The sequence below is a fragment of the Acidithrix sp. C25 genome, from assembly GCF_904848545.2.
The window spans coordinates 83,917-108,210 of sequence record NZ_CAJHCI020000002.1; the positions used below are offsets into that span (position 1 = coordinate 83,917).

16 protein-coding genes and 1 pseudogene are annotated in these 24,294 nt (G+C 47.8%); 6 read left to right on the forward strand and 11 right to left on the reverse strand.

Annotated features, from left to right (window positions below):
* Positions 1-256 precede the first annotated feature (256 nt).
* From ACIDITHRIX25_RS93685 to lepA, 3 genes are all read right to left on the reverse strand, one after another.
* Positions 257-1,666 carry a cryptochrome/photolyase family protein gene (locus tag ACIDITHRIX25_RS93685; RefSeq protein WP_283770421.1) on the reverse strand — a complete coding sequence of 470 codons (1,410 nt, stop codon included), beginning with the start codon at positions 1,664-1,666 and terminating at the stop codon, positions 257-259.
* Between the two features lie 148 nt (positions 1,667-1,814).
* Positions 1,815-2,990, reverse strand: coding sequence for a cytochrome P450 (locus tag ACIDITHRIX25_RS93690; protein WP_052606338.1), 1,176 nt, complete (start codon positions 2,988-2,990; stop codon positions 1,815-1,817).
* A gap of 55 nt (positions 2,991-3,045) precedes the next feature.
* Entirely contained in the window at positions 3,046-4,836 is a 1,791-nt protein-coding gene (lepA, locus tag ACIDITHRIX25_RS93695) for a translation elongation factor 4 (RefSeq protein WP_201733009.1), read from the reverse strand.
* A gap of 215 nt (positions 4,837-5,051) precedes the next feature.
* Between lepA and rpsT the strand changes: the two genes are divergently transcribed.
* Positions 5,052-5,321 carry a 30S ribosomal protein S20 gene (gene rpsT / locus ACIDITHRIX25_RS93700; RefSeq protein WP_052606336.1) on the forward strand — a complete coding sequence of 90 codons (270 nt, stop codon included), beginning with the start codon at positions 5,052-5,054 and terminating at the stop codon, positions 5,319-5,321.
* A gap of 1,516 nt (positions 5,322-6,837) precedes the next feature.
* Here rpsT and ACIDITHRIX25_RS93705 read toward each other — a convergent pair.
* The gene (locus tag ACIDITHRIX25_RS93705; RefSeq protein ID WP_201733010.1) at positions 6,838-7,140 is read right to left on the reverse strand and encodes an AAA family ATPase; all 303 of its coding nucleotides are present in this window, start codon (positions 7,138-7,140) and stop codon (positions 6,838-6,840) included.
* Positions 7,141-7,400: 260 nt separating this feature from the next.
* On the opposite strand from ACIDITHRIX25_RS93705, the pseudogene ACIDITHRIX25_RS93710 reads away from it, so the two are divergent.
* A pseudogene (locus tag ACIDITHRIX25_RS93710) lies at positions 7,401-8,500 on the forward strand (IS630 family transposase).
* Between the two features lie 903 nt (positions 8,501-9,403).
* Here the strand turns inward: ACIDITHRIX25_RS93710 and ACIDITHRIX25_RS93715 are convergent.
* From ACIDITHRIX25_RS93715 to ACIDITHRIX25_RS93725, 3 genes are read right to left on the reverse strand one after another with little or no spacing between them, the layout of a single operon-like run.
* Positions 9,404-9,634: a hypothetical protein gene (locus ACIDITHRIX25_RS93715; RefSeq protein ID WP_152625972.1), complete on the reverse strand. Its 231-nt coding sequence runs from the start codon at positions 9,632-9,634 to the stop codon at positions 9,404-9,406.
* 59 nt (positions 9,635-9,693) lie between these two features.
* Entirely contained in the window at positions 9,694-11,718 is a 2,025-nt protein-coding gene (locus tag ACIDITHRIX25_RS93720; RefSeq protein ID WP_201733011.1) for an NHL domain-containing protein, read from the reverse strand.
* 16 nt (positions 11,719-11,734) lie between these two features.
* Positions 11,735-12,949, reverse strand: coding sequence for a hypothetical protein (locus ACIDITHRIX25_RS93725; protein ID WP_201733012.1), 1,215 nt, complete (start codon positions 12,947-12,949; stop codon positions 11,735-11,737).
* Between the two features lie 189 nt (positions 12,950-13,138).
* On the opposite strand from ACIDITHRIX25_RS93725, the gene ACIDITHRIX25_RS93730 reads away from it, so the two are divergent.
* Complete coding sequence (locus tag ACIDITHRIX25_RS93730; protein WP_052604138.1) at positions 13,139-14,080, forward strand: IS1595-like element ISAxf1 family transposase; 942 nt, start codon at positions 13,139-13,141, stop codon at positions 14,078-14,080.
* Between the two features lie 97 nt (positions 14,081-14,177).
* Here ACIDITHRIX25_RS93730 and ACIDITHRIX25_RS93735 read toward each other — a convergent pair whose 3' ends face one another.
* The 4 genes from ACIDITHRIX25_RS93735 to ltrA (ACIDITHRIX25_RS93750) all read right to left on the reverse strand — a co-directional run bounded on the left by ACIDITHRIX25_RS93735 (position 14,178) and on the right by ltrA (ACIDITHRIX25_RS93750) (position 21,746).
* Positions 14,178-16,340: an IS1634 family transposase gene (locus tag ACIDITHRIX25_RS93735; protein WP_201733013.1), complete on the reverse strand. Its 2,163-nt coding sequence runs from the start codon at positions 16,338-16,340 to the stop codon at positions 14,178-14,180.
* Between the two features lie 240 nt (positions 16,341-16,580).
* Positions 16,581-17,723 carry a group II intron reverse transcriptase/maturase gene (ltrA, locus tag ACIDITHRIX25_RS93740; protein WP_249685720.1) on the reverse strand — a complete coding sequence of 381 codons (1,143 nt, stop codon included), beginning with the start codon at positions 17,721-17,723 and terminating at the stop codon, positions 16,581-16,583.
* An 829-nt stretch (positions 17,724-18,552) separates the two neighbouring features.
* Positions 18,553-19,821, reverse strand: a complete 1,269-nt coding sequence (gene ltrA / locus ACIDITHRIX25_RS93745) for a group II intron reverse transcriptase/maturase (protein WP_201732343.1) — start codon at positions 19,819-19,821, stop codon at positions 18,553-18,555.
* 689 nt (positions 19,822-20,510) lie between these two features.
* Positions 20,511-21,746, reverse strand: a complete 1,236-nt coding sequence (gene ltrA / locus ACIDITHRIX25_RS93750) for a group II intron reverse transcriptase/maturase (protein ID WP_201733576.1) — start codon at positions 21,744-21,746, stop codon at positions 20,511-20,513.
* A 94-nt stretch (positions 21,747-21,840) separates the two neighbouring features.
* Here ltrA (ACIDITHRIX25_RS93750) and ACIDITHRIX25_RS93755 point away from each other — a divergent pair, with 94 nt between their 5' ends.
* The 3 genes from ACIDITHRIX25_RS93755 (at position 21,841) to ACIDITHRIX25_RS93765 (ending at position 23,848) form a co-directional block, all read left to right on the forward strand.
* Positions 21,841-22,362, forward strand: a complete 522-nt coding sequence (locus ACIDITHRIX25_RS93755) for a hypothetical protein (protein ID WP_201732300.1) — start codon at positions 21,841-21,843, stop codon at positions 22,360-22,362.
* The gene (locus ACIDITHRIX25_RS93760) at positions 22,359-23,387 is read left to right on the forward strand and encodes an IS3 family transposase (RefSeq protein WP_201732301.1); all 1,029 of its coding nucleotides are present in this window, start codon (positions 22,359-22,361) and stop codon (positions 23,385-23,387) included. Before ACIDITHRIX25_RS93755 ends, ACIDITHRIX25_RS93760 begins: the two co-directional genes overlap by 4 nt.
* Positions 23,388-23,485: 98 nt before the next feature.
* Complete coding sequence (locus ACIDITHRIX25_RS93765) at positions 23,486-23,848, forward strand: hypothetical protein (protein WP_201733014.1); 363 nt, start codon at positions 23,486-23,488, stop codon at positions 23,846-23,848.
* Positions 23,849-24,294: the final 446 nt, after the last annotated feature.

Sequence of the window (24,294 nt, forward strand, 5' to 3'; positions counted from 1 at the left end):
AAGCACCACTTTCCTCCAAATGTCCAAGCATGGATTTACCTTAGCCGTTCCTGGTTGAACAACTTCTTTAGCATATCGAGTGAAAACCTCAGTTCCTCGGCTAATACGCAAACCACAAGAACAGTGGTCCTCCGGCTAGCTTTGAGATAGATAACGCTGTAATGGGTTGCCATGTGAATTTGAAGTAACTTGGAGCAGCCAAAAATGAATATCCAATGGTTGAAGAAGCCGAAAAGTCAAAGCGAAGGGTCGATGGCTATTCATCAGAGTTCGAAGCGGTAACGACCTTCATCGCCTCGTAACGCTCCAGTGTTATTTGCCTCTCTAAGGCGTGATCAACGATCGGCGACGGATAAGAGGCTTCCCCAATAAGACCGAGACGCTTGGCTTCAGAGGGATCGTGCACAAATCGGCTCGGGATCTCCGCCAACTCCTTGATCCATGTTTTTATATAGTCTCCGTTGGGATCAAACTTTTTAGATTGAAGCACGGGATTGAAGATTCGAAAATAGGGGGCTGCATCTGTACCCGAACCAGCCACCCACTGCCAAGAGTGGTTATTCGAGGCCAAATCTCCATCAATGAGATGCTCCATAAAGTAGCGGGCACCAACCTGCCATGGAACGTGCAGATCCTTGATCAAAAACGACGCAGTGATCATTCTTGACCTATTGTGCATCCAGCCCGTCGCAAGCAGCTGACGCATGCCGGCATCGACAATGGGATATCCGGTAAGCCCTAATTTCCATGCTTGCAAGCGCGAGCGCGTCGTTGCCTCGTCTATTTCATCATAAACAAGTTGATCAAACTGTTCATTAAGGTTCTTCCATGCGCTCTCTGGATTGTTCAACAAGACCTGGGCGTAAAAATCTCGCCAAAAAAGCTCGCGAATATAGTCAGAGCCACCCTCCTGGCCAGAGGCCAAGTACGCGAGTTGGCGGGGATGTACCACTCCAAAGCGAAGAGCTGGTGAAACGACGGAGGTATTCTCGGTCGATGGACTATTGCGACCAATGCTGTAGTGACTTAATTTTTCCTCCACAAAGGTCGAAAAGGCCTCCAACACAAATGAAGCTTTGGTAGGGAACCGCTTCCTATCAAAGCAATCGGAACCTTCAAGGTATGCCTCAGCCTGGCGATGAAAGAGAACTCGGTTTGAGAACCTATTTGGATCAAATCGAATATCGAAAGGAAGTTCGAATCCATGGGACAACGCAGCACGGTAATAGGGAGTAAACACCTTGTACCATCCACCACTCTGACGATTGATCTTTCCGGGTGAGATCAAATATGGCGAATCTCCTAGTAAAAATTGAATACCATTTAACCTGAGCTTCAGTCCAACAGCTTCATCGCGCGTCCGTCCTAGCGGCGAGAACTCTTTAGTTGCATAGACCTTTGTGGCGCCAATCTCAAGCGCGAAAGAGACGAGTGACCCAACAGGATCGCCCCAATCCAAATTGAGTCGACCATCGAGATCTCCATCGAGGTCCCTGACCACACCAGCCAAATAAGACGAACGAACAGGAGAGGTCTTCTCTAACAACTTGGGTGAAAAAACAAAATAGGGGTAGACAACCGCATCAGGTAGCGACAAAGCCGCCGCCATGGCTCGGTTATCGCTCAATCTCAAGTCTCGCCTTAGCCAGACAATCACCTTTTGCATCCAGTGAACTTTCTGTTAATCTTGTCAGGCTCACCACGAGGCACTGGAAAGTTCCAATACTCAAATTCAACTTTGATCGTACGAATTGACCTTAGCATCGCGCCTTTTCGAAGCCACGGTCAAGGTTTAGTGGTTGATAACTATCTTGTTAAAACTTTACTTCTATGGATTCGAAACCTCGCAGGGTCAACGAGCTCTTCGCCTTAGCCGAAACCACCTCATAAGTCGGCAATTTCAGTAACTCCTCTAAAAAGATCGCACCCTCACGTCGAGCAAGTGTCGCACCAACACAATGATGGATACCAGCACCAAAGGAGATAAGCGAGGAATTCGACCGATCTAGCCTAAAAGCGTTCGGATCTTCAAAGACGGATGGATCTCGATTTGCCCCACCTAGCAACGTCAGGATAAAACTTCCAACCTCTAATTCGACGCCGGCGATCGTCACCTCAGATTGAACCACCCTACCGTCTAGTTGAACCGGAGAGTCGAGACGCAAAAATTCGTCTACCGCCCTTGGCAAAAGGTCGTTAAAACCCCCTACTTTCGAATACACCTCATCATCGGTACCCAGGCGATAGGCCATGCTTGAAAGGAGATTGGCGGTAGTTTCAAATCCTGCCATGAAGAGCAAAAGTGCCATTACGGCGGTCTCTTTACCATCAAGAGGACTATCGCCTTCCATTAGGGATGTAAGCAATCTGGTCTTTTCTAGGTCAGATTGAATAAGCTCATCAAAAAAAGACAACAGGTTACTTCCAGCATCAATTAGCTCTTGGCGGTCACCTTGTCGAACGCGCTCTCCGATATCCAAACTGGCTGCAACGATGGCGACCTCTTGGGCCAAGTTCGACCGCTCACCTCTATCGACCCCCAACATCGCTGAAATCACAGAAATCGGTATCTCTAGAGCCACCTTTGAGACGATATCTCCTCCTCCATCTTTGACCATTGACGATAAGGCGCTCCTAGTAGTTTCACGAATCAATGGCTCTAGACCAGAGATCTTTGAGGGTGTGAAAAACGTCGTGACCGATCGCCTTAATCTGGTGTGGTTCGGCGGATCCTGAAAGAGCATCGACGGCGGATACTTGGAATCAAAGATTAGAGGTCGTGCCTGTTCTATCGAATCTGCTCGCTTGCCAAAGCTGTGGTTACGAAGCACGCTATCGCATGCAAAAAAGGAGGTGGCTAAGTAAAACCGTTCCATTACAGGGATTACCTCTCCCATCGAACGGGCCATGTCGTAGATTGGAAAAGGATTCTCGCGCACCTTTGAATCGCCGGCCAAGAGCTGAACGATATCAAGTGGATTTTGGATCATAGTCTTTTATCTTACGCCACCCAACAAGATAAAAGACTTACTCCATGTCGCCGTTCTAATCGTCGAGGCGCAGTGCGGAGATGAATGCCTCCTGAGGGACCTCTACCCTTCCAATATTCTTCATCTTCTTTTTACCCTCTTTCTGCTTTTCGAGCAGCTTTCTCTTACGAGAGATATCGCCACCATAACATTTAGCAAGGACATCCTTACGGCGCGCTTTCACTGTCTCACGAGCAATGATTCGACCGCCAACAGCTGCCTGAATCGGAACGTCAAATAGCTGCCTAGGTATCAACTCGCGAAGCTTTGTGGTCATTTTTCGTCCGTAGTCATATGACTTTGACTTATGAATAATTGCAGAAAAGGCGTCCACGGGAGTCGAATTCAACAAGATATCGACCTTGACTAAATCTGATGGCGCATAACCATCAGATTCGTAATCTAAGCTGGCATATCCTTTGGTTCGGGACTTAAGGGCATCAAAGAAGTCCATCACTACTTCAGCAAGTGGAATTCTATAGATCATCTCGACACGCTCAGGTGAGATGTAGTTGACATTAACCATCTCGCCTCGCCGACTTTGGCAAAGCTCCATGATGGTGCCGGTGTATTCGCTTGGAGTTAAGACGTTGATCTTGAGAAATGGTTCTGAAATTGCTATTATCGATTGAGCGGCCGGCATCTCTGAAGGATTGTCCACCAAAACTGCGTCAACCGATCCAGCAACGGTAACCATATACTCAACCGATGGTGCCGTCGCTATCAAACTTAAGCCGAACTCCCGTTCTAAACGCTCCCTAACGATCTCCATATGTAGTAGCCCCAAAAACCCACACCGAAAACCAAACCCCAGCGCCAATGACGACTCTGGCTCATAGGTAAATGAGGCATCGTTCAGACGCAGCTTTTCCAAGGATTCCCTAAGATCTTCAAATTCATCACCATCGATGGGATACAATCCGCAAAAGACCATAGGCTTTGGATGCAAATAGCCATCTAGAGCGACCGTAGCCCCCTTTTCAGCCGTTGTTATCGTCTCTCCGGAACGTGCTTGGCCGATATCCTTTAGCCCGGTTATAAGGTATCCAACCTCTCCAGGTCCGAGCTTTTCCACAGGTACCTGAACCGGAGTACGAACACCAATCTCTTCGACGCTCTGTAGCGTTCCAGCCTGAAGAAACCGCAATCTATCATTGGCATGCAGAGTGCCGTCCATTACTCTTATAGAAGAGACGACACCTCTATATTGATCGTAGATGGAATCGAATATCAGAGCACGCAAAGGATCATTTGGGTCTCCCTTTGGAGGGGGAATTCTCTCGACAACGGCATCCAAAAGAGCATCTACCCCCACGCCAGTCTTTCCTGAGACCCTAAGTATTGAATCCGCTGGGATTCCTAATACGTTTTCAATCTCGGCGGCATAACGATCGGGGTCCGCAGCGGGAAGGTCAATCTTATTTAGCGCCGCGACAATCTCGAGATCATTTTCGATCGCTAAGTAGCAGTTCGCCAAGGTCTGTGCCTCAATCCCTTGAGACGCATCCACCAGCAATACCACTCCCTCGCAGGCCGCCAATGATCGACTTACCTCATAACCAAAGTCAACGTGGCCGGGCGTATCGATCAGATGAAGAATATGTCCGTTCCAATTTACCCTCACATTCTGGGCTTTTATGGTTATGCCTCGTTCGCGCTCAATATCCATCGAGTCGAGATACTGCTCGCGCATCTCTCTGGGGTCGACGGCTTTAGTCAGCTCCAGAATTCGATCTGAGAGAGTTGACTTACCGTGATCTATATGTGCAATTATTGAAAGATTGCGAATCTTATTAATTTCTACCATTTCTGAACAATCAGACTAGGTTCTTTCGGCGCATTTATGATCCATTAGCGCTAAACTAAGTTGTTCGCAATAGATGTAGGTAGTTGAAAATAGTGCGGTTCGCTCAATATTCATACCTATATGTGGCCAAACGCCAAATCCTACCTTGGGCTGGATTCACGCAAAGCCATCTTTCGAAGCGATAGTTTTTAGACATAACGACAACTGAGGTAAACATGGCAAATATCAAGAGCCAGATCAAGCGCAATAAGCAGAACGAAGTGGCACACTCTAGGAACAAGGCCCTAAAATCTGAGCTCAAGACTCGTGTTAAGGTAGCAATCGCAGACGCCCAAAGTAACGCGGAAAAGTCGGAGCAAACGCTTCGAACTGCGATTTCCAAGCTTGACAAAGCAGTTACCAAGGGTATCATTCACAAGAATCAGGCATCGCGACGCAAGTCACGCCTAATGGCGCAGATCGCTAAAATTAGCCAAACCGATTGATAGCTCGGTTGGATCTCTAGTGTTTTCCAAAGAGATCCAGCAAGAACCATTACAATTACGCAAAGATAGCGTTATCGCTATTGGTTTAAAATTGGCTTCGGTATAGGGGCCGTTTCAAGATTTAGCCAATAGAGGTAGCGTTATCTTTGATACCTGAAATCCTAAAATTTGATGTTACCCAGCTCGCCGAGGTCTAAAATCAAGGCCCGCAATCTCGCCTGGGCCACAGAGATCAAGGATACCGTGCGAACTCATGGCAATTCAACCAAACCTTGGTATCGGATCCATCCATACCAAGAGATTCAACTTGAGACACCAAGTGACTACCTCAAAATCTCATAACGGCCTGCTCAACGCTGTCAACTTAGGCTGCTTGCTCTCATCCGGAAAAAGATCAACCAACCAAAACTGCACCGCATTTCCCCGCTATTTTATTCTTGAGAATAAAACCTTGAACCCGTAATCTATTTTCATAGATAGAGATCGCCATTGTCTAAAAGAACCACTACTGGAGTGCTATTGAAAATCATGGATTGTTTATGTTGGTCGAAGTTTAATACGAATTGAGCAACTAGCAGTGACGCTTCCTTCGTATCCTTAGCAAATAAAATAAAATTCTCGAAAATACAATCAGATGCGGTTTCCGCATTCATAATTCTTTTACAAGAAAAAGCTTGTGCGAAGTTATCGAATGGTAATTTAGTCTTTATGACGCACTCTTGGGCGAGTAGTGCAAGGTCATCCCATAACTCAAAAAGCACTTAACATTCTCAGTTCTCTTATCGACCTTGTCACGTGTGCAAATGGGATCAACAAGCCAAAAGCTGCAGCTTGAAAATATATCGTCGCTTCCATGCCGGCCTAGCTTTCGTCGGGCATCTCAAGGACCAGGTCTACCTCACCGACGGCACTGGTCATCAAAGTGTGCAAGCCTGGCTGCCTCCTGGCTCCATGTGAGTTGACGTCTGATTTCACTGACGACAAAACTCTCGATCAATCCACCCTCTGCATTTGGGTTAGCCTCGAGCGAACCTCCTTTCGACTATAGGTTGAATAGCCGCGCGGCTAAGCCCTTATCGAGAGGCGATACCTTTGGTTTGGAGAAAACTTCCCTTAGTTAGATTAGTGTTCGAAGCTAGAATCTGCTGAGTTAGATAGAGCGTCTGCAGTAACTCCAAGTAAGTAGTTAAAGTTCGTTGGGAAATTTCAGTATCGCATGCCAGATCGGCTTCGGGCGGCTACGCGGTCGCCCCCACAGCATCATCAGCTCCAGTGACGCTCTACACCCCCATAGTAATCAACCAAAGCGTCGCCCTACAATTATCGATTCAACGATTACGGCGTCGGCCGGGCGATCGTTTCAGGGTAACTGCCGATAATCGCCAGGTTGAGATAATCACTTCGGTTAAGTTGACTGGTGCAGTTTGTGAAACGATCCCGAGAAAGAAGCCTATCAATGAACTTTACCGTGTGTTCTACGAGTTAGCCCTGGCTAATGCCGTAAAGTTCGATACCCTCAGTACGCCCACGAACTTGTCCGCATAGCCGATAACTTTAGCAGGTTGGCCAATCCGGTCAATAGGAATCTACCCGGGCGAGTGTCACGGTCACCTATATACTTTAGGGCTAATATTAACCCTGGAACACGTTGAACTTCATCAATTGTCAGCAGGCGATTTGGGTCTGAGTCCACGAATCCAACCGGGTCTTCTCGGGCACCAATGGCTGCAACTATATCGTCGAACGTGACAAATCGTCCGCCTCGAGTATCGATGATCTCCTTGATCAGTGTGGTTTTACCTACCTGTCTAGGAGACAATTGCAAAAGTAGATCTTTAGCTGTTTTGGATTTAAAGCTCCTCACTTAATGCTAGATAAGGTATAGCAACTGCATTCTGAGTCAAAAGATACCACCCGAAAGAGTCGATCTATGAATTGCGCAATAGTCTCCTAGTGTCCCCTCTCATAAGTTCCCTGAAACTGAGGAATTAATCCCTTCGTAAGGTTGTTCTCCTTGGTAAGGACATAACCTTGCAAGGGAGAACGATGCTAAGTCACACCGTTTCAGAGGAGCCAAACATTGATGCCAACCAGAGCAAGCCGCCCAAGAAGAGATCTGGACGACAAGCTTCGGTGGTTCCGCTCAGTCCCAAAGAACGTAGCGAATTAGAAGCAGTGGTAAGAAAGTCCACAGCTCCCATAGGACAGGTGGCAAGGGCCAGCATTGCCCTATGGAGTAACGAAGGGGTTGGAACCAACGAGATCGCGCAAAGACTTCAGATATCTACAGAGACGGTATGCAAATGGAAGCGGCGTTTTATCAACTACGGAGTGGAACTTCTCGATGACGCACCGAGAAGTGGAAAACCGAGAAGCATTGATGACGAAAAGATCGCCGAGATTCTAAGGATCACTTTGGAAGAAGAGCCCCCGCTTGCTACCCAGTGGTCGACGTCTTCAATGTCCAAGCGGATCGGGGTATCACCAGCGAGCATCTCACGTATCTGGAGAACCTTTGGCCTCAAGCCCCATGTCTTGGGATACTTCAACATCAGTACCGATCCGGCCTTTACCGAAAAGTCCGCGACATAACTGGGATCTATCTCAATCCCCCTGATGCTGCACTGGTACTATGTATTGACGAAAAGACACAGATCCAGGCGTTGGATAGAACCCAGCCACTGCTTCCCATGAGACCTTTTGTTCCAGAGCGGCAAACACATGACTACAAACGCAACGGCACAACAAATCTCTTTGCAGCACTTGATGTTGCCTCTGGCAAGGTGATCACCAACACCACAAAGGCTCATCGGGCGATCGAGTTCATAGCCTTTTTGGATCAGGTGAAAAAAGAAGTTCCAAAAGAACTCGAAGTCCACGTCATCCTGGACAATTATGCAACGCATAAAACCGATGCTGTACGGGCCTGGCTCATAAAAAACCCCAGATTCCACTTCCATTTTACACCCACCTACTCCTCGTGGATGAACCTGGTTGAGAGATGGTTCTCGGAACTGACTACCAAAATGCTCCACAGATCCACCCATAAGTCACAAAAGCAACTCGTTGCTTCGATCAACACCTGGGCAGAGCGCTGGAACCAAGACCCAACACCATTTAGGTGGGTAAAGACAGCTGACGAGATATTCGCATCGATGGCAAAGTATCTGGGGAACTAGAACTCAGGGAACTTATGAGAGGGGACACTAGTACCCTCCACTACTACAATCCGAGTATGTTCAAGAGCCTCAAGGACACTAGTTTTGGAAGGGCAAGCAATTCGTAACAAGAGCTGATTCTAATTCTGGTTCGCCGATTTAACCAACAAAATTCGCAGATTTGCGGTATCGGCTTTTTCGATATAAAACTACCCAGCATCATTCACAAAACCTCATTACCGTCGTCTTGTCGAGAAAGGTGGACGTCAGAGACAATCCGAGGCTTAAGCTTTTGCCACCATTTGACGGTAATGAGAAGTACCCTAAAACCAAGACTTCTCCCTGACGCGCATCAGGACCCGAATACCTCTGAAGGTCGAGTTGACTGGACAGTTAAACGGACGTATGTGAACTAATCCTCAAAGACGGCCAAGCTTTCGACAACCTAAATAGTTCAGCAATTCGAAAAATCTAATTGACACGACGAAGCAATCATCAAAAGTCAATCAGATGCGTCATCTAACTTATCCCCGACCGAAGTCGACTTTGACCCAAGAGAATTAAAAACTCTAAAATAAGCGATATCTCAATCTGCTTGGAAGAAGTACCACGAATGGGCGAGATGGGTCAAAAATATCTTGCTGCAAGTTGGTCAAAAAAAGGATCCTTGAAACAATTTCTAATCACCAATGGTTCCAAGAACCATCTTCTCTTTCTTTTCAATCCTCGCTCTTTGCAAGTGGATCAAGACATTCGATCCACTTGCAAGTTTCTCGCATTTACCTACTTCAAAGAAGCGGTAAAGGGTTTCCGGAATGGGTGGAAACATATTACTGGAGTAGATAGACAAGACAAAGTGAAATATTCGCCACTGCAACGGCAACGGATTTTACGCCGAGCTCCAACTCTCCCAGCTTCGTTGTGTCATCGCCAGGCATGCCGGAGCATTGGATCGAGCCTATAGCTACGGTGAGCTGCTTTTGGGCACGGGCACGGTTCCACGGAAGCAGCCGAGAACCCGGGCATCAACGCGCTCCCGAGATCCGAGCCCGCTTTGATGCCCACTCCAACACCGACGGCTAGCGTCAACCAACTTCCTCGGAAGGAAATCTCCGAATGGAGGGCGTCAGCGTCTTCTCTGTTGACATCGTCCACCTCGCTGTTGCAAAGACCATTCGATCCGCATGGGCGCTACCAGACCAGCACCTAGTGCCCTAGCCCACTATCGGCTCATTCAAACGAATATTGGCAGCCGATCCATAGAAGGGGGCGTCAAAGGAGAAGACGCCTCCATCGGCAGCCACGAGCCAGTAACCGCCGGTCGCGGGGTCGACTGCCATACCCACCACCGGTTGGTTCAAACGAATATTGGTAGCCGATCCATGGAAAGCGGCGTCACCAAAGGAGAAGACGCCTCCATCGGCAGCCACGAGCCAGTAACCGCCACCCGTCGGGGTAGAGGCGATACCCACTATCGGCTGGTTCAGGGACTTACCGGCCATATCCCCGTGGTAAGAGGCGTCCCCAAATCCGTAGACATGCCCGTCCGCGGTAGTAATCCAGTATCCGCCACCATCCGGAGTAGAGGCGATCCCGACGATCGCTGAGGTAAGGTTTCCGCCGCCTTTCGAACCGTAGTAGGGGGCGTCAAAGGAGAAGACGCCTCCATCGGCAGCCACGAGCCAGTAACCGCCGGTCGCGGGGTCGACAGCCATACCCACCACCGGTTGGTTCAAACGAATATTGGTAGCCGATCCATGAAAAGCGGCGTCACCAAAGGAGAAGACGCCTCCATCGGCGGCCACGAGCCAGTAACCGCCACCATTAGGAGTGCGGGCCATACCCACAATCCTCGCATTCAATCGGGTGTTGGCCGCGGAGCCATAGAAGGGGGCGTCAAAAGAGAAGACGCCTCCATCGGCAGCAGCAAGTTGATATCCAGAGCCCTGTGTTGGTGCTGGTATTGAGGTTGGTGTTGGTATTGGTATTGAGGTTGGTGTTGGTGTTGGTGTTGGTATTGGTATTGAGGTTGGTGTTGGTGTTGGTGCGGTACCTGTACCAGCAAAGATGGAAAGGGTACCCGCTGCAAGGTCGACCTTTTCCACGACGTTGTTCTTGGTGTCCGATATATAGAGCTTATTGCCCGATATCGCCAATTCCCCAGGACTGTTGAGTTTAGATGAGGTAGCCTGACCCGGCGTAGGCGGCCCACTTTGGCCCACCATCCCAGCTACAACCGAAAGAACCCCTGTCTGTGAATTAATCTCCTCGACCACATTGTTGGACGGGTCGGCAATGTAAAGGTTGCCACTGGCTTCCAGGGCTAACCCCGTGGGATCACCTAGCGCAGACTTATTCGCCGGGCCTAAGGTAGGAGCACCGCTTGAGCCCGGTACCCCGGCAATAACTGAAAGAAGCCCTGTCTGTGAATTAATCTCCTCGACGACATGGTTACCCGTATCAGCGATAAAGATATCACCACTACCGTCAACCGCCACTGCCTCGGGGATGTCCAAATAAGCACTGGTGGCCGGAATCGGCGTGCACGTGATGGCGTAAAGCGTAGTTGTCGACAACGTGCAGTTGGGTGCCCCGATGGTGTCAGCTTGACCTGCCACTATCGACATGGTCCCAGAGGGCGTGAACTTTTCAACCACCGAATGGAAAGAATCAGCGACATAGAGGTTGCCAGCGCTGTCTAGTGCAATACCCTCCGGAGACGAGAGTGGGGTGCTAGTCGCGGGGCCTGGAATGGGGGCTCCGTAACTTCCAGGATTGCCAGCATAGATAGAGAGTATTCCGGGCAACGTAGATCCCGAGTATGTCACCTTCCCAATTGCTTGATTGTAAGAGTCTGCGAAGTACACATTGGAGCTAGCGTCAACCGCCAAACCGGCTGGGGTGCCAATTTCCGAAGCTGTAGCCGGTCCCCGGGTGAGGGCGCCACTTGAGCCCGAAACCCCAGCCACAATTGAAAGACCCCCCTGTGGAGTGACCTTGTAAACTACGTGACTTCCGATATCTGATATATAAAGGTTGCCGGCCGCGTCTACAGCCAAGCCATTCGGCACCATAGCTGTGCTCGTCGCCGAGAGAGTTCCAACCGCGGAAACGAGTTGGACTGTGGATTTTCGAGTCAACCCCATCATCCCTACGGCCAATACGAACATTACAGCCAACAATAAGCGTCCGAACCCAGAAAGAAAGTGCGTCCTTGCCGCCGTCATTTCATTTTTCACTCTAGTACTCACTTTATCAAATAGATGTGGAAAAATAAGCTTCCAGCTGGGCTTTCTGCTGGGCAGCAAGGGTGTTGAGAAGAGTTGGCAGGTCTATCACTGAGGCATTTGAGAAATTAACGAGGTCAATTATGTCAGCTACCAACTGTAATCCTCCACCGAAGGTCAATGCAGCCGCGACTCCAAAGACGACTCCAACGACCGTCTGCAAAATCTGGATTTGAGAGCAGCTGAGCTCACCGATGCTTACTGTGATAATAGAGGTGTCTGTCTGATTTGCTGGGTGGCAATTCGGCGGCGACGTGTTAAGAACAATCTGTACCTGATTCTTTTGCTGCTGTATTGCTTGCTGTATCGCATAAGTGGCCTGTGCGACTGAGGTATCGCCACCGAGCTCCCCATAGGTGAACGAAGGCTTGTAGTTCGTGCTTCCAGCGTAGGAGGCAGTCCACGCACCGGTGCCTTTAATAAAGTTGGTGGCATCTTGACCAGTCAGAGTGCACGTTGCGAATGACAAGTTTGCTTGAGAAGAGGAAGAGGAAGAGGAAGACGGTCCAACGGTTTGAATACTTGAAGGATTTGCAGTGCTACCTTGAGAACAGGGAGGGTCGGACCACAACTCGGTAGTGATTCCATTGACATCTAATTGGCCTTGTTCACCAAAGGTGATTGTCTGGCCAGTCAATGGAGAGCTATCACTACTCGGCGGAAAGTACGCAAGGGCCACCTCCAATGTAACCGTGTTATTGGTCTTATTCTCTGAACTAAAGGCTAGGAGTTTCGTTGCATCAGGGGTAATTGTGTATGCACCGCCAAGGATCTGAAGTTTGTATAGCTGGGTTGTACCAGTCAGGGCCAACGGATAGCTTTTTTCGCTAGCACAGGAGCTGGTGACGAAGTAATAAGAGCCCACGTTAAGTGTGTTTAATCCGTTCGTCGGTACCGTCTCAGTCGTCCCGGTCTCCCCACTGTCATACATAGTTGAACAGCTAGCGCTACCCGTCAAAGATACCCCTGTGGGCAACGCTGGGCTCACCCGAGTTTGAAAAAAAGTACCATTTATCCCGTAGGCTTGGTTGGCATAGACTGTGACATAGTATGTGTTGGATACCTGTGATGCTGAAGCCGGGGTAACCGACAGTACCGAAAGCACGAGTCCAGTTACCAATACCACAGCAATCTGTACCAACAATAGGCGGGACAGCCGCCCGAAGCCAATTTTTCTCTCCATGCCTACTTTCTCCTAGTTTCAGTACTCTAAATCCGATAAAATCACTAGATCGAAATTAGTTCTCATATAATAATGCCCGTAAGTTTACAAGAAAAATATCATACTTATCAAGTTTCGTAAGTTTCGCCTCCACCGAGACCAGATTGGAGCTAATCTTTAGTAGAACAGATGTTCGATTAAGGAGGCATGGTGGATATCTCAGGCTTTATGGTACGCTTCGCTTCAGAGGAAGCATGTGAAGATCATTTGATCAAATTGCGGTGGAAAGAGGGATTTAGATGCCCAAAGTGTGACTCTGACCAGTTTACCTTAATCAGGCCAAACCATCGAAGAAATGCAGCATCTCGAGCTCCACTTTTTCAATGTAAATCTTGTCACCGTCAAACTAGCGTTACCTCCGGAACCATCTTCCATCGAAGCCATATCTCTTTATCCAAGTGGTTCTCCGCTATCTATCTATTGTCCAACGACAAGCGTGGTCTTTCGGCTACTACCATTGCTAAATTCGTTCAAGTATCTTATTCGACTGGCTGGTTGATGCTAAATAAGCTACGAAAAGCAATGGCTGACCGAAATGGTTTATATAAACTTGGAGGAAACGTCCAGGTAGATGAGTTCTTTTTAGGTGGTGAGAGCCATGGCGAAGGCAGAAGAGGAAAGGGAACAAAACAAACCAATGTCCTAATTGGAGTGTCGATTAGCAATGGTGCTCCTACTCATTGCTTCATGGAAGTAATCAAAGATACCACTGCTAAATCATTCAAAGATGTTTTTGTGAGACGTTTAGATTCCGATACCAAGCTGATAAGTGATGGTAACCCAAGTTACGGGGTATGTGCTCGAGACCTTGGACTAGCGCATTCGATCACTCTATCCAAAGACGAACAAGCACATGTAACATTCAAATGGCTCAACATCCTGATAGGGAACTGCAAGAAATTTATCGACGGAACATACCACGGACGTGAGGAACATAAGCAACTTTACCTCGAGGAATTCGCATACCGATTCAACCGAAGGCACTTTGAAATGTCCTTGGTAGAGCGACTTCTCAATACATGTGTGTTTGCGTCTCCACATCCGCTACTCCGCGAATCTGATTCCAAAATGGCTCTTGCTTACGAAACTTGATAAGTATGAAAAATATTACATAATTATCTAGCCCTACTTTCGGCAACCACCCCATGAAAGCCCAGTTCATGACCATATTGGTGTCTGGATTTGGGCACTACAGTTGAGCAATCACCTTCTTGGTTCGAGCTAGGGTATCTACTACTCCAAGAATAGAGTAGATCTCTTTTTGGGTAGAGTTTGGAGTAGAGGAGATACGAAGGTTATGTAGACGTTTGTTATCATCTAACATCGTTACGTTCAAGCGGCTATGGGTAGACACTTGAGCAAGAATGCTGTGAACACTTCTTTTGTCACCGGCTTGAGATAAGCTAAGTGCAATTGCTCCATAGAGGTGATAAGCAACTACTGAGATAAATAGATGAGCAGCGGTACGACTAGCTAGTTGGTGATAGATCGGTCTCATCCCTAGATTGCTCTTTAGGGCTTTGAATGCATCCTCTACCTTTGTTAGGGTCATATAGAGCTTCCAGATCTCTTCTGGTTCTAGATCGTTCCTATTGGTCTCAATCACATAGGCACCATAGAGAGTCTCAGCTGCTTCTTTTACTTTTGGTTTCTCGGTCAAAACCAGCTCTTTGACTTTTTGGTCATCGCCAGTTATGGCATCTATCTCATAGCGACGTGCAATAGAGCGATGCTCTTGCTTTAGCTTTCCTATTCTTGAAGCCACAGTTGTGGCATTGGAATATTGACCACGCTTAACTGAGTCAGCTAGTTTGTCAAATGCACTCTGGAACTTAGTTTGCATACCTCTAGCAATTGCCTCTTCTTTATCCCTGCGACGCTCTGAGATACATAGGATCTGCTTTATCTTGTTGTCCATTGAGTCACTTGCGTATGGTTGAGCTCTATTGGAATGATTGGCTTGGGGTTCATTGCTCGGGGAGTGCTTGGCCTGTGGACCGCCTACTTGTGGAGCAGTATCCATCGAATCGATACCGAGGGACTCGCCGCCAAGTGAATGGTTAGCTTGTGGATGAGCGACTTGAGGACCGGCAACTTGTAGACCGGCATCGATGGAATCGACGCCAAGAGACTCATTGGCCGCCTCGGCAACTCCCACCTTGCCATCCATCTCGGCACCCGACTCGACAACTCCCACCTTGCCGTCCAGCTCAACACCCAGGTCATCACCCAGTTCTTTGATGTAGATGCTCTCATTGGAGGAGTTCTTGATCTCTAAGAAGGTATCTTTTCCTTGGCGTAGTTCAGCTAGATAGTGTCTAGCTGCATTAGCGCGTGTAATTACCAGATAGCTAAGACCATAGGACTCAATCAGTGCGATGTTGTCATAAGTTGCTATCCCTCTATCCATGATAACCGTTGGGAGATCTTCGCTAAAGAGTCCCTGTCTTAGGTGACTAGAGATACTAGATAAGACATCACCAAGGGTTTCAGGCTCTGACTGATTACCGGGATATATGTGGCTATAGATCGGTAGTCCACGATCATCCACCAAAAGGGCAAGACTTACTAAAGTACAGTCGAAGCGCTTCTCTTTGGAGTGGCCATATTGGGCTAGATCATTACCAAGTGTTCGTCCCTCAAAATAGGCATTGGTAAGATCAAATAAAAAGAGACGCTTATTAGTTGGGTAAAGCTCATTCTCGGCTTTGATAAGTGCCATCTCGATTGAGTCTTTGGCTTCGTAGATAGCATCAGCTATCTCATAAATAGCATCTTTACCGATATTGCTAAGGTCTTGGTCTACCAATTCATAGAGTGCAGAGTCCTCTTTTAGGAAGCGATGTGTTTCAAGATCAGAAGAAGGAGCAACCAAACGAGCACATATTACAGCTTTAGCAATTGCTGTCTCTTTTTCACTAAGGCCACACCGTAGTAGTTGCTCTTTGATCTTCAATCTGTCATAGAAGCTACTAGCTATTAGTTCAGGACCTAAGCGCCTAATATCAGATGCCTCTAGAGATGATGTATTGACATTTAGGAACTCGGCATCTTTTGTGATTACTTCACGATCAGAGCGAAGTGTTTGAGTAACAGAAAAGCTAGATAGAACTTTATCGGCGATTGACTTTAGTTCTAGATCACCTTCAAACAAAGACTCAGAGCCAGCTAGTCTCATCGTCAATATCTGAGCTAGCTTCTTGTAGTCCTTAGGATCAATCTCAAGTCGTCCTAGATCCATAACTATCTCTTGGCGTACTTTGTCTCCTTCGCGATAAGACCTAACTAACTGATGCTTTATATATTTAGTTCCAGTTGCCTTATTCTTAGTGGTCTTCTCGCGAATGAACATATAACAAGTATACCAGATGAATTACCTTGTAGGCCAATATTCCCAGCTAACTCTCAGCTTAGGGCACTACATTCGCCACTTGAGAAAACCGAACTTCATCTACCAGCATCTCCAAATAGGGGTTACCCCTAAATAGGGGCTAAAAGGGGGCTTAAACGGGGTCTTGGGGGAAATTCAGTCGAGTGGCGGGGAGGAACTTCCCCTCCCCGCTCTCACAGAACCGTGCGTGAACCTCTCAATTCACACGGCTCCTAGCGAACCGACTTTTGGTATTACCCCAAATGACCAGTGAGCCCAAAGATTGGGTTCACGTTCGGCTATTTGAGATAGGTATTTCCAAGCATTTGCTCGTATGCTAAGTCGCCTGTACTTTTTGCGTGCCCATCTAATCAAATAGATATTGATACGACGGAGGAGTTGGCCTAATCTGGATTTGTAGAAGCGTCCATAGTAGTTGATCCAGCCTAAGATCACCGGGTTGTAAAGCCTGGCGAGTTCGGCTATGGTTTGGCCTGTTTGGAGGTGAATACGAAACCGCCTAAGTTCTCTGCCCATTTCTTCTACCGCTTTATCTGAAGCCGCTGGCAGGAAGTTGTTAAACTGCTGCTTGAACTTATTGCGGGCGTAGCGTGGTGCAAAGGTAAATCCTAGAAAGTCAAAGCGTATTTGTTCGAACTCTCCTTTACGGTTGGAGTCCTTACAATAGACGATTTTGGTCTTTTGTGGATGTAACTCCAACTTGACCTGCGTCATTCTCTGACCTATAGCCTCTAGGATCTCTTCGGCTCGTTTCTTTGTTTCCACATGTACCAAAAGGTCATCCGCGTATCGTTCAAACGGGGCATAGGGTAAGTTCTTTACCATCCATTTGTCAAAAGCGTAATGTAAGAACAGATTCGCCAAAATCGGAGAAATCACCCCGCCTTGGGGTAATCCTTGCTCTCGATCTATTAGTTGTCCATCTTTGTTTTGCATTGGAGCTTTCAACCAACGTTTGATGTAGAGAATTATCCATGGCTCTGATACGTGCATAGAGACAGCTTTTAGCAGCAGTTCATGATCTATTGTGTCCAAGAAGGCCTTGATATCTAGATCAATGACCCAATCGTACTTCCAACATCTCTTGCGTGCTTTTTCAATGGCATCATGGGCTGAGCGATTCGGCCTGTAACCATAGGAGTCTTCGTGGAAGACCTCTTCCAATCTTGGCTCTATGTAGGCTTTAGCTACCCCTTGGGCGATGCGATCTTTGACGGTTGGAATACCTAGGATTCTTTTACCGCCATCTGACTTGTCTATCTCGACATATCTAGTTGCCGCTGGAAAATAACTTCCAGAAGCCATTCGATTCCAGAGTTGGTAGAGATTGTTCTTTAGATCCATCTCAAAGACTGAGATGGACTGCTTATCAATCCCTGGTGCTCGCTTTGTGTCTATTGTGATTGGCTTTTGCCTCTTTGTATGCTTTAAGTACGACGTACTTGTCTTTTGTCAAAAGCTTTTTCTTGTCGTGGTCTTGACATTTGATCCCTCCCCCTCAACTTTTACCTTGAGAAGTTGTTCATTTGCCAATTACAACTAGATCTGCTGTTTACTCCATCTCTTTGGCTTACATCCTCATTACAAGGACTTCGTAGCTACTACGGGATGGTCCGCCCCCAATCCATAGGCATTTGGTACTTTCCCTCTTGTTGATCTGCAACTTGTAGGTTTTTCCTCATCTTTGGGCTTAGCCCATGTGGGCTTAGCCAAGAACGTCTAGGACTGGGTTCTCATGTTCCACATAAACGCCTGATGTTAAGCTCACGCCACCTACACGCCGGATGCCCAAGGAGCACTAATTGGGTTAGTCTCCAAGTTGTCCCGAAAGTTCGACGTCCCTCGGTTTCGACATCATCCATACCAATTTCGAACGCTTCGTCAGTGGTTTGTTTTCACTCGTCTTCTTAACTCATACCTGAAAGAGTCATTGCTCTAACTTTTCCGTACCGCTTTGGACAACAGTCTTTAGCTAATGCCCCGTACGGTGGTTTGGAATCTCCTCCCAAAAGGCGATCCCGGAGGGCCTACCTCCATCATCTATGTAGCATTGCAGTGTGATTGTTATCAGCTTCTACATGATTTACAACCTCTTTCATTCATGACGCACGTCGAGTGGCGGGGAGGAACTTCCCCTCCCCGCTCTCACAGAACCGTGCGTGAACCTCTCAATTCACACGGCTCCTAGCGAACCGACTTTTGGTATTACCCCAAATGACCAGTGAGCCCAAAGATTGGGTTCACGTTCGGCTATTTGAGATAGGTATTTCCAAGCATTTGCTCGTATGCTAAGTCGCCTGTACTTTTTGCGTGCCCATCTAATCAAATAGATATTGATACGTCGGAGGAGTTGGCCTAATCTGGATTTGTAGAAGCGTCCATAGTAGTTGATCCAGCCTAAGATCACCGGGTTGTAAAGCCTGGCGAGTTCGGCTATGGTTTGGCCTGTTTGGAGGTGAATACGAAACCGCCTAAGTTCTCTGCCCATTTCTTCTACCGCTTTATCTGAAGCCGCTGGCAGGAAGTTGTTAAACTGCTGCTTGAACTTATTGCGGGCGTAGCGTGGTGCAAAGGTAAATCCTAGAAAGTCAAAGCGTATTTGTTCGAACTCTCCTTTACGGTTGGAGTCCTTACAATAGACGATTTTGGTCTTTTGTGGATGTAACTCCAACTTGACCTGCGTCATTCTCTGACCTATAGCCTCTAGGATCTCTTCGGCTCGTTTCTTTGTTTCCACATGTACCAAAAGGTCATCCGCGTATCGTTCAAACGGGGCATAGGGTAAGTTCTTTACCATCCATTTGTCAAAAGCGTAATGTAAGAACAGATTCGCCAAAATCGGAGAAATCACCCCGCCTTGGGGTAATCCTTGCTCTCGATCTATTAGTTGTCCATCTTTGTTTTGCATTGGAGCTTTCAACCAACGTTTGATGTAGAGAATTATCCATGGCTCTGATACGTGCATAGAGACAGCTTTTAGCAGCAGTTCATGATCTATTGTGTCGAAGAAGGCCTTGATATCTAGATCAATGACCCAATCGTACTTCCAACATCTCTTGCGTGCTTTTTCAATGGCATCATGGGCTGAGCGATTCGGCCTGTAACCATAGGAGTCTTCGTGGAAGACCTCTTCCAATCTTGGCTCTATGTAGGCTTTAGCTACCCCTTGGGCGATGCGATCTTTGACGGTTGGAATACCTAGGATTCTTTTACCGCCATCTGACTTGTCTATCTCGACATATCTAGTTGCCGCTGGAAAATAACTTCCAGAAGCCATTCGATTCCAGAGTTGGTAGAGATTGTTCTTTAGATCCATCTCAAAGACTGAGATGGACTGCTTATCAATCCCTGGTGCTCCTCGATTGGCTTTTGCCTCTTTGTATGCTTTAAGTACGACGTACTTGTCGATATCAAAAGCTTTTTCTTGTCGTGGTCTTGACATTTGATCCCTCCCCCTCAACTTTTACCTTGAGAAGTTGTTCATTTGCCAATTACAACTAGATCTGCTGTTTACTCCATCTCTTTGGCTTACATCCTCATTACAAGGACTTCGTAGCTACTACGGGATGGTCCGCCCCCAATCCATAGGCATTTGGTACTTTCCCTCTTGTTGATCTGCAACTTGTAGGTTTTTCCTCATCTTTGGGCTTAGCCCATGTGGGCTTAGCCAAGAACGTCTAGGACTGGGTTCTCATGTTCCACATAAACGCCTGATGTTAAGCTCACGCCACCTACACGCCGGATGCCCAAGGAGCACTAATTGGGTTAGTCTCCAAGTTGTCCCGAAAGTTCGACGTCCCTCGGTTTCGACATCATCCATACCAATTTCGAACGCTTCGTCAGTGGTTTGTTTTCACTCGTCTTCTTAACTCATACCTGAAAGAGTCATTGCTCTAACTTTTCCGTACCGCTTTGGACAACAGTCTTTAGCTAATGCCCCGTACGGTGGTTTGGAATCTCCTCCCAAAAGGCGATCCCGGAGGGCCTACCTCCATCATCTATGTAGCATTGCAGTGTGATTGTTATCAGCTTCTACATGATTTACAACCTCTTTCATTCATGACGCACGTCGAGTGGCGGGGAGGAACTTCCCCTCCCCGCTCTCACAGAACCGTGCGTGAACCTCTCAATTCACACGGCTCCTAGCGAACCGACTTTTGGTATTACCCCAAATGACCAGTGAGCCCAAAGATTGGGTTCACGTTCGGCTATTTGAGATAGGTATTTCCAAGCATTTGCTCGTATGCTAAGTCGCCTGTACTTTTTGCGTGCCCATCTAATCAAATAGATATTGATACGTCGGAGGAGTTGGCCTAATCTGGATTTGTAGAAGCGTCCATAGTAGTTGATCCAGCCTAAGATCACCGGGTTGTAAAGCCTGGCGAGTTCGGCTATGGTTTGGCCTGTTTGGAGGTGAATACGAAACCGCCTAAGTTCTCTGCCCATTTCTTCTACCGCTTTATCTGAAGCCGCTGGCAGGAAGTTGTTAAACTGCTGCTTGAACTTATTGCGGGCGTAGCGTGGTGCAAAGGTAAATCCTAGAAAGTCAAAGCGTATTTGTTCGAACTCTCCTTTACGGTTGGAGTCCTTACAATAGACGATTTTGGTCTTTTGTGGATGTAACTCCAACTTGACCTGCGTCATTCTCTGACCTATAGCCTCTAGGATCTCTTCGGCTCGTTTCTTTGTTTCCACATGTACCAAAAGGTCATCCGCGTATCGTTCAAACGGGGCATCCGGGAAGTTCTTTACCATCCATTTGTCAAAAGCGTAATGTAAGAACAGATTCGCCAAAATCGGAGAAATCACCCCGCCTTGGGGTAATCCTTGCTCTCGATCTATTAGTTGTCCATCTTTGTTTTGCATTGGAGCTTTCAACCAACGTTTGATGTAGAGAATTATCCATGGCTCTGATACGTGCATAGAGACAGCTTTTAGCAGCAGTTCATGATCTATTGTGTCGAAGAAGGCCTTGATATCTAGATCAATGACCCAATCGTACTTCCAACATCTCTTGCGTGCTTTTTCAATGGCATCATGGGCTGAGCGATTCGGCCTGTAACCATAGGAGTCTTCGTGGAAGACCTCTTCCAATCTTGGCTCTATGTAGGCTTTAGCTACCCCTTGGGCGATGCGATCTTTGACGGTTGGAATACCTAGGATTCTTTTACCGCCATCTGACTTGTCTATCTCGACATATCTAGTTGCCGCTGGAAAATAACTTCCAGAAGCCATTCGATTCCAGAGTTGGTAGAGATTGTTCTTTAGATCCATCTCAAAGACTGAGATGGACTGCTTATCAATCCCTGGTGCTCCTCGATTGGCTTTTGCCTCTTTGTATGCTTTAAGTACGACGTACTTGTCGATATCAAAAGCTTTTTCTTGTCGTGGTCTCCCTAGCCCTCAGAGTCTTTGCCGGAAAATCTACTACAGTCATATATAGGGCGAGGATAGAGGAGTCATGAAAAAGGTATACCCAAGAGAACAAAAGGAACGAGTGCTGAGGAAGCTCTTAGAGCTAGGCGATGGTGGAAATGCTCCAGAGGGTGCTATTACCGAGCTTTCTAATGCTGAAGGAATTCCACTCAATACGCTCTACACCTGGAACGCGTCACTGAAACGAACTGGTGCCGTTGGCAAGTTCTCAGCATCTGGGAATCCGTCGCTTACGCTCTCGTCGAAGGCAAAGTACGAGATTGTTGTTAGAACTGAATCCATGACCGAACTCGAACTTGGTACCTACCTGCGAGAACATGGGATTCTTGCGGAGGATCTCGATAGCTGGAAGTCGGCCTGTCAAGAAGCCAATGACCGCTCTAGTATCGCTGCCAAGGAGTACCGTGCGAACTTAGCCAATGAACGAGCAAAGGTGACACTCTTAGAACGAGAACTTGCTCGTAAGGAGAAGGCACTAGCAGAAACTGCGGCTCTGCTGGTGTTGCGGGGAAAAGCCCAGGCGTTCTGGGGGGACAGGGAAGATTGATCCCTCTCTCAGAGCGCCAACGAGCCGTAACTCTCATTGCTGAGGCCAATAGCGCTGGTGTCAACCTCTCTTGCGCAGTAAGGGAGGTGGGAATCTGCGAGAGCACCTATGAGCGTTGGAGGAAGGCAGGTGGAGTGGATGCCACCAAAGCATCACCTAAGGAGATCTCAGATGCGATCCTCGAAGATAAACGACTCACCAGGGTCTATCCAACCCCACCTAATGCCCTGAGTGATCAAGAGAGGGCCGAGATCCTAAAGGTGTGCGCCAGTCCTGAGTACCGCTCACTGCCACCGGCTCAGATTGTCCCAGCTCTAGCGGATCAAGGAGTCTATTTAGCATCAGAGTCCACCTTCTATCGGGTCTTAGGAGACGCGGGACTCAATAAGCGACGAGGACGGGTAGCGCTGCCTCGTAGGCGTTCTGAGCCCAATCATGTAGCTAAGGGACCACGTGAAGTTTGGGTCACCGACATTTCCTACCTGCCAGGGCCTATCAAAGGTCTCTTCTACTACCTGCACTTCATTATGGACCTGTACTCCAGGAAGATCGTCGGCTATGAGATCTACGAGAATGAATCATCTGAAAATCTAGCAACTGTCCTAAAGAGGGCCACTTTGAATGAGGGTTCACTCGCTCCTTCTGTACTACATTCAGACAACGGTTCACCTATGAAGGGGACAACCCTAGTGGCACTGTGTTACCTACTTGGTATAGCTGCCTCCTACTCACGTCCCAGGACGTCGAATGACAATGCTCACATGGAATCGATGTTTCGCACAGTCAAGTACTGTGCGAGCTATCCCCACGATGGCTTTGCCTCCCTCATGGCGGCAAGGGTCTGGATCGAGGGATTCGTTCAGTTCTACAACGAGGAGCACCATCACTCTGGCTTGAACTTTGTGACCCCAAACCAAAAACATAACGGCGAAGATGTCATGATCCTCGCCAAGCGAGTCAAGGTCTACGAGGAGGCCAAAGCCAAGAATCCAAAACGATGGATCAATGCCAACACCCGGAACTGAAAGCCAGTTGTCTCTACGTCACTTGTTCCAACAAACCAGACAACGACAACATCAAAGTCCACCACTGCAGCGTCTGATTTGAACCTAACGAGTCTGCCATGAGTGCCAGACCTCCGTTGCGTCACGATAGCGTCACGATAGCGTGCCCTGTCTGTGGAGGCAACTTCCCCTTGTCAGGGAGGAGAACCTATTGCTCAGATGCTTGTCGGGCTCTTGCTTATCGACGACGTCACGATATAGGTGGCATTCTTCCAGTCACAGTTCCAGGGTCAAAGTCACATCGAGGCTTCACCGTCTATGAGTGTAGGTGTTGTGGTGAAAGATCCCTCGGAGAACAACGCTGCTTAGAGTGTAATACCTTTATGGCTCGAGTAGGAATAGGGGGATATTGTCCCTCCTGTGACGAACCAATCTCCATTACCGATCTACTTGGGGAGGAGTTGACACAAGCAAGAAAATAAATCGGGGATAGTTGACTTATTGCTACCCCGGTCGAGTGGATAGCAACTAAGATATATAACAGTTACTTCCAGCAAATACACTGACGGTTACCGGTCTTGACATTTGATCCCTCCCCCTCAACTTTTACCTTGAGAAGTTGTTCATTTGCATTTCCTGTTCACTCCATCCCCTTGGCTCCATCCTCATTACAAGGACTTCGTAGCTACTACGGGATGGTCCGCCCCCAATCCATAGGCATTTGGTACTTTCCCTCTTGTTGATCTGCAACTTGTAGGTTTTTCCTCATCTATGGGCTTAGCCCATGTGGGCTTAGCCAAGAACGTCTAGGACTGGGTTCTCATGTTCCACATAAACGCCTGATGTTAAGCTCACGCCACCTACACGCCGGATGCCCAAGGAGCACTAATTGGGTTAGTCTCCAAGTTGTCCCGAAAGTTCGACGTCC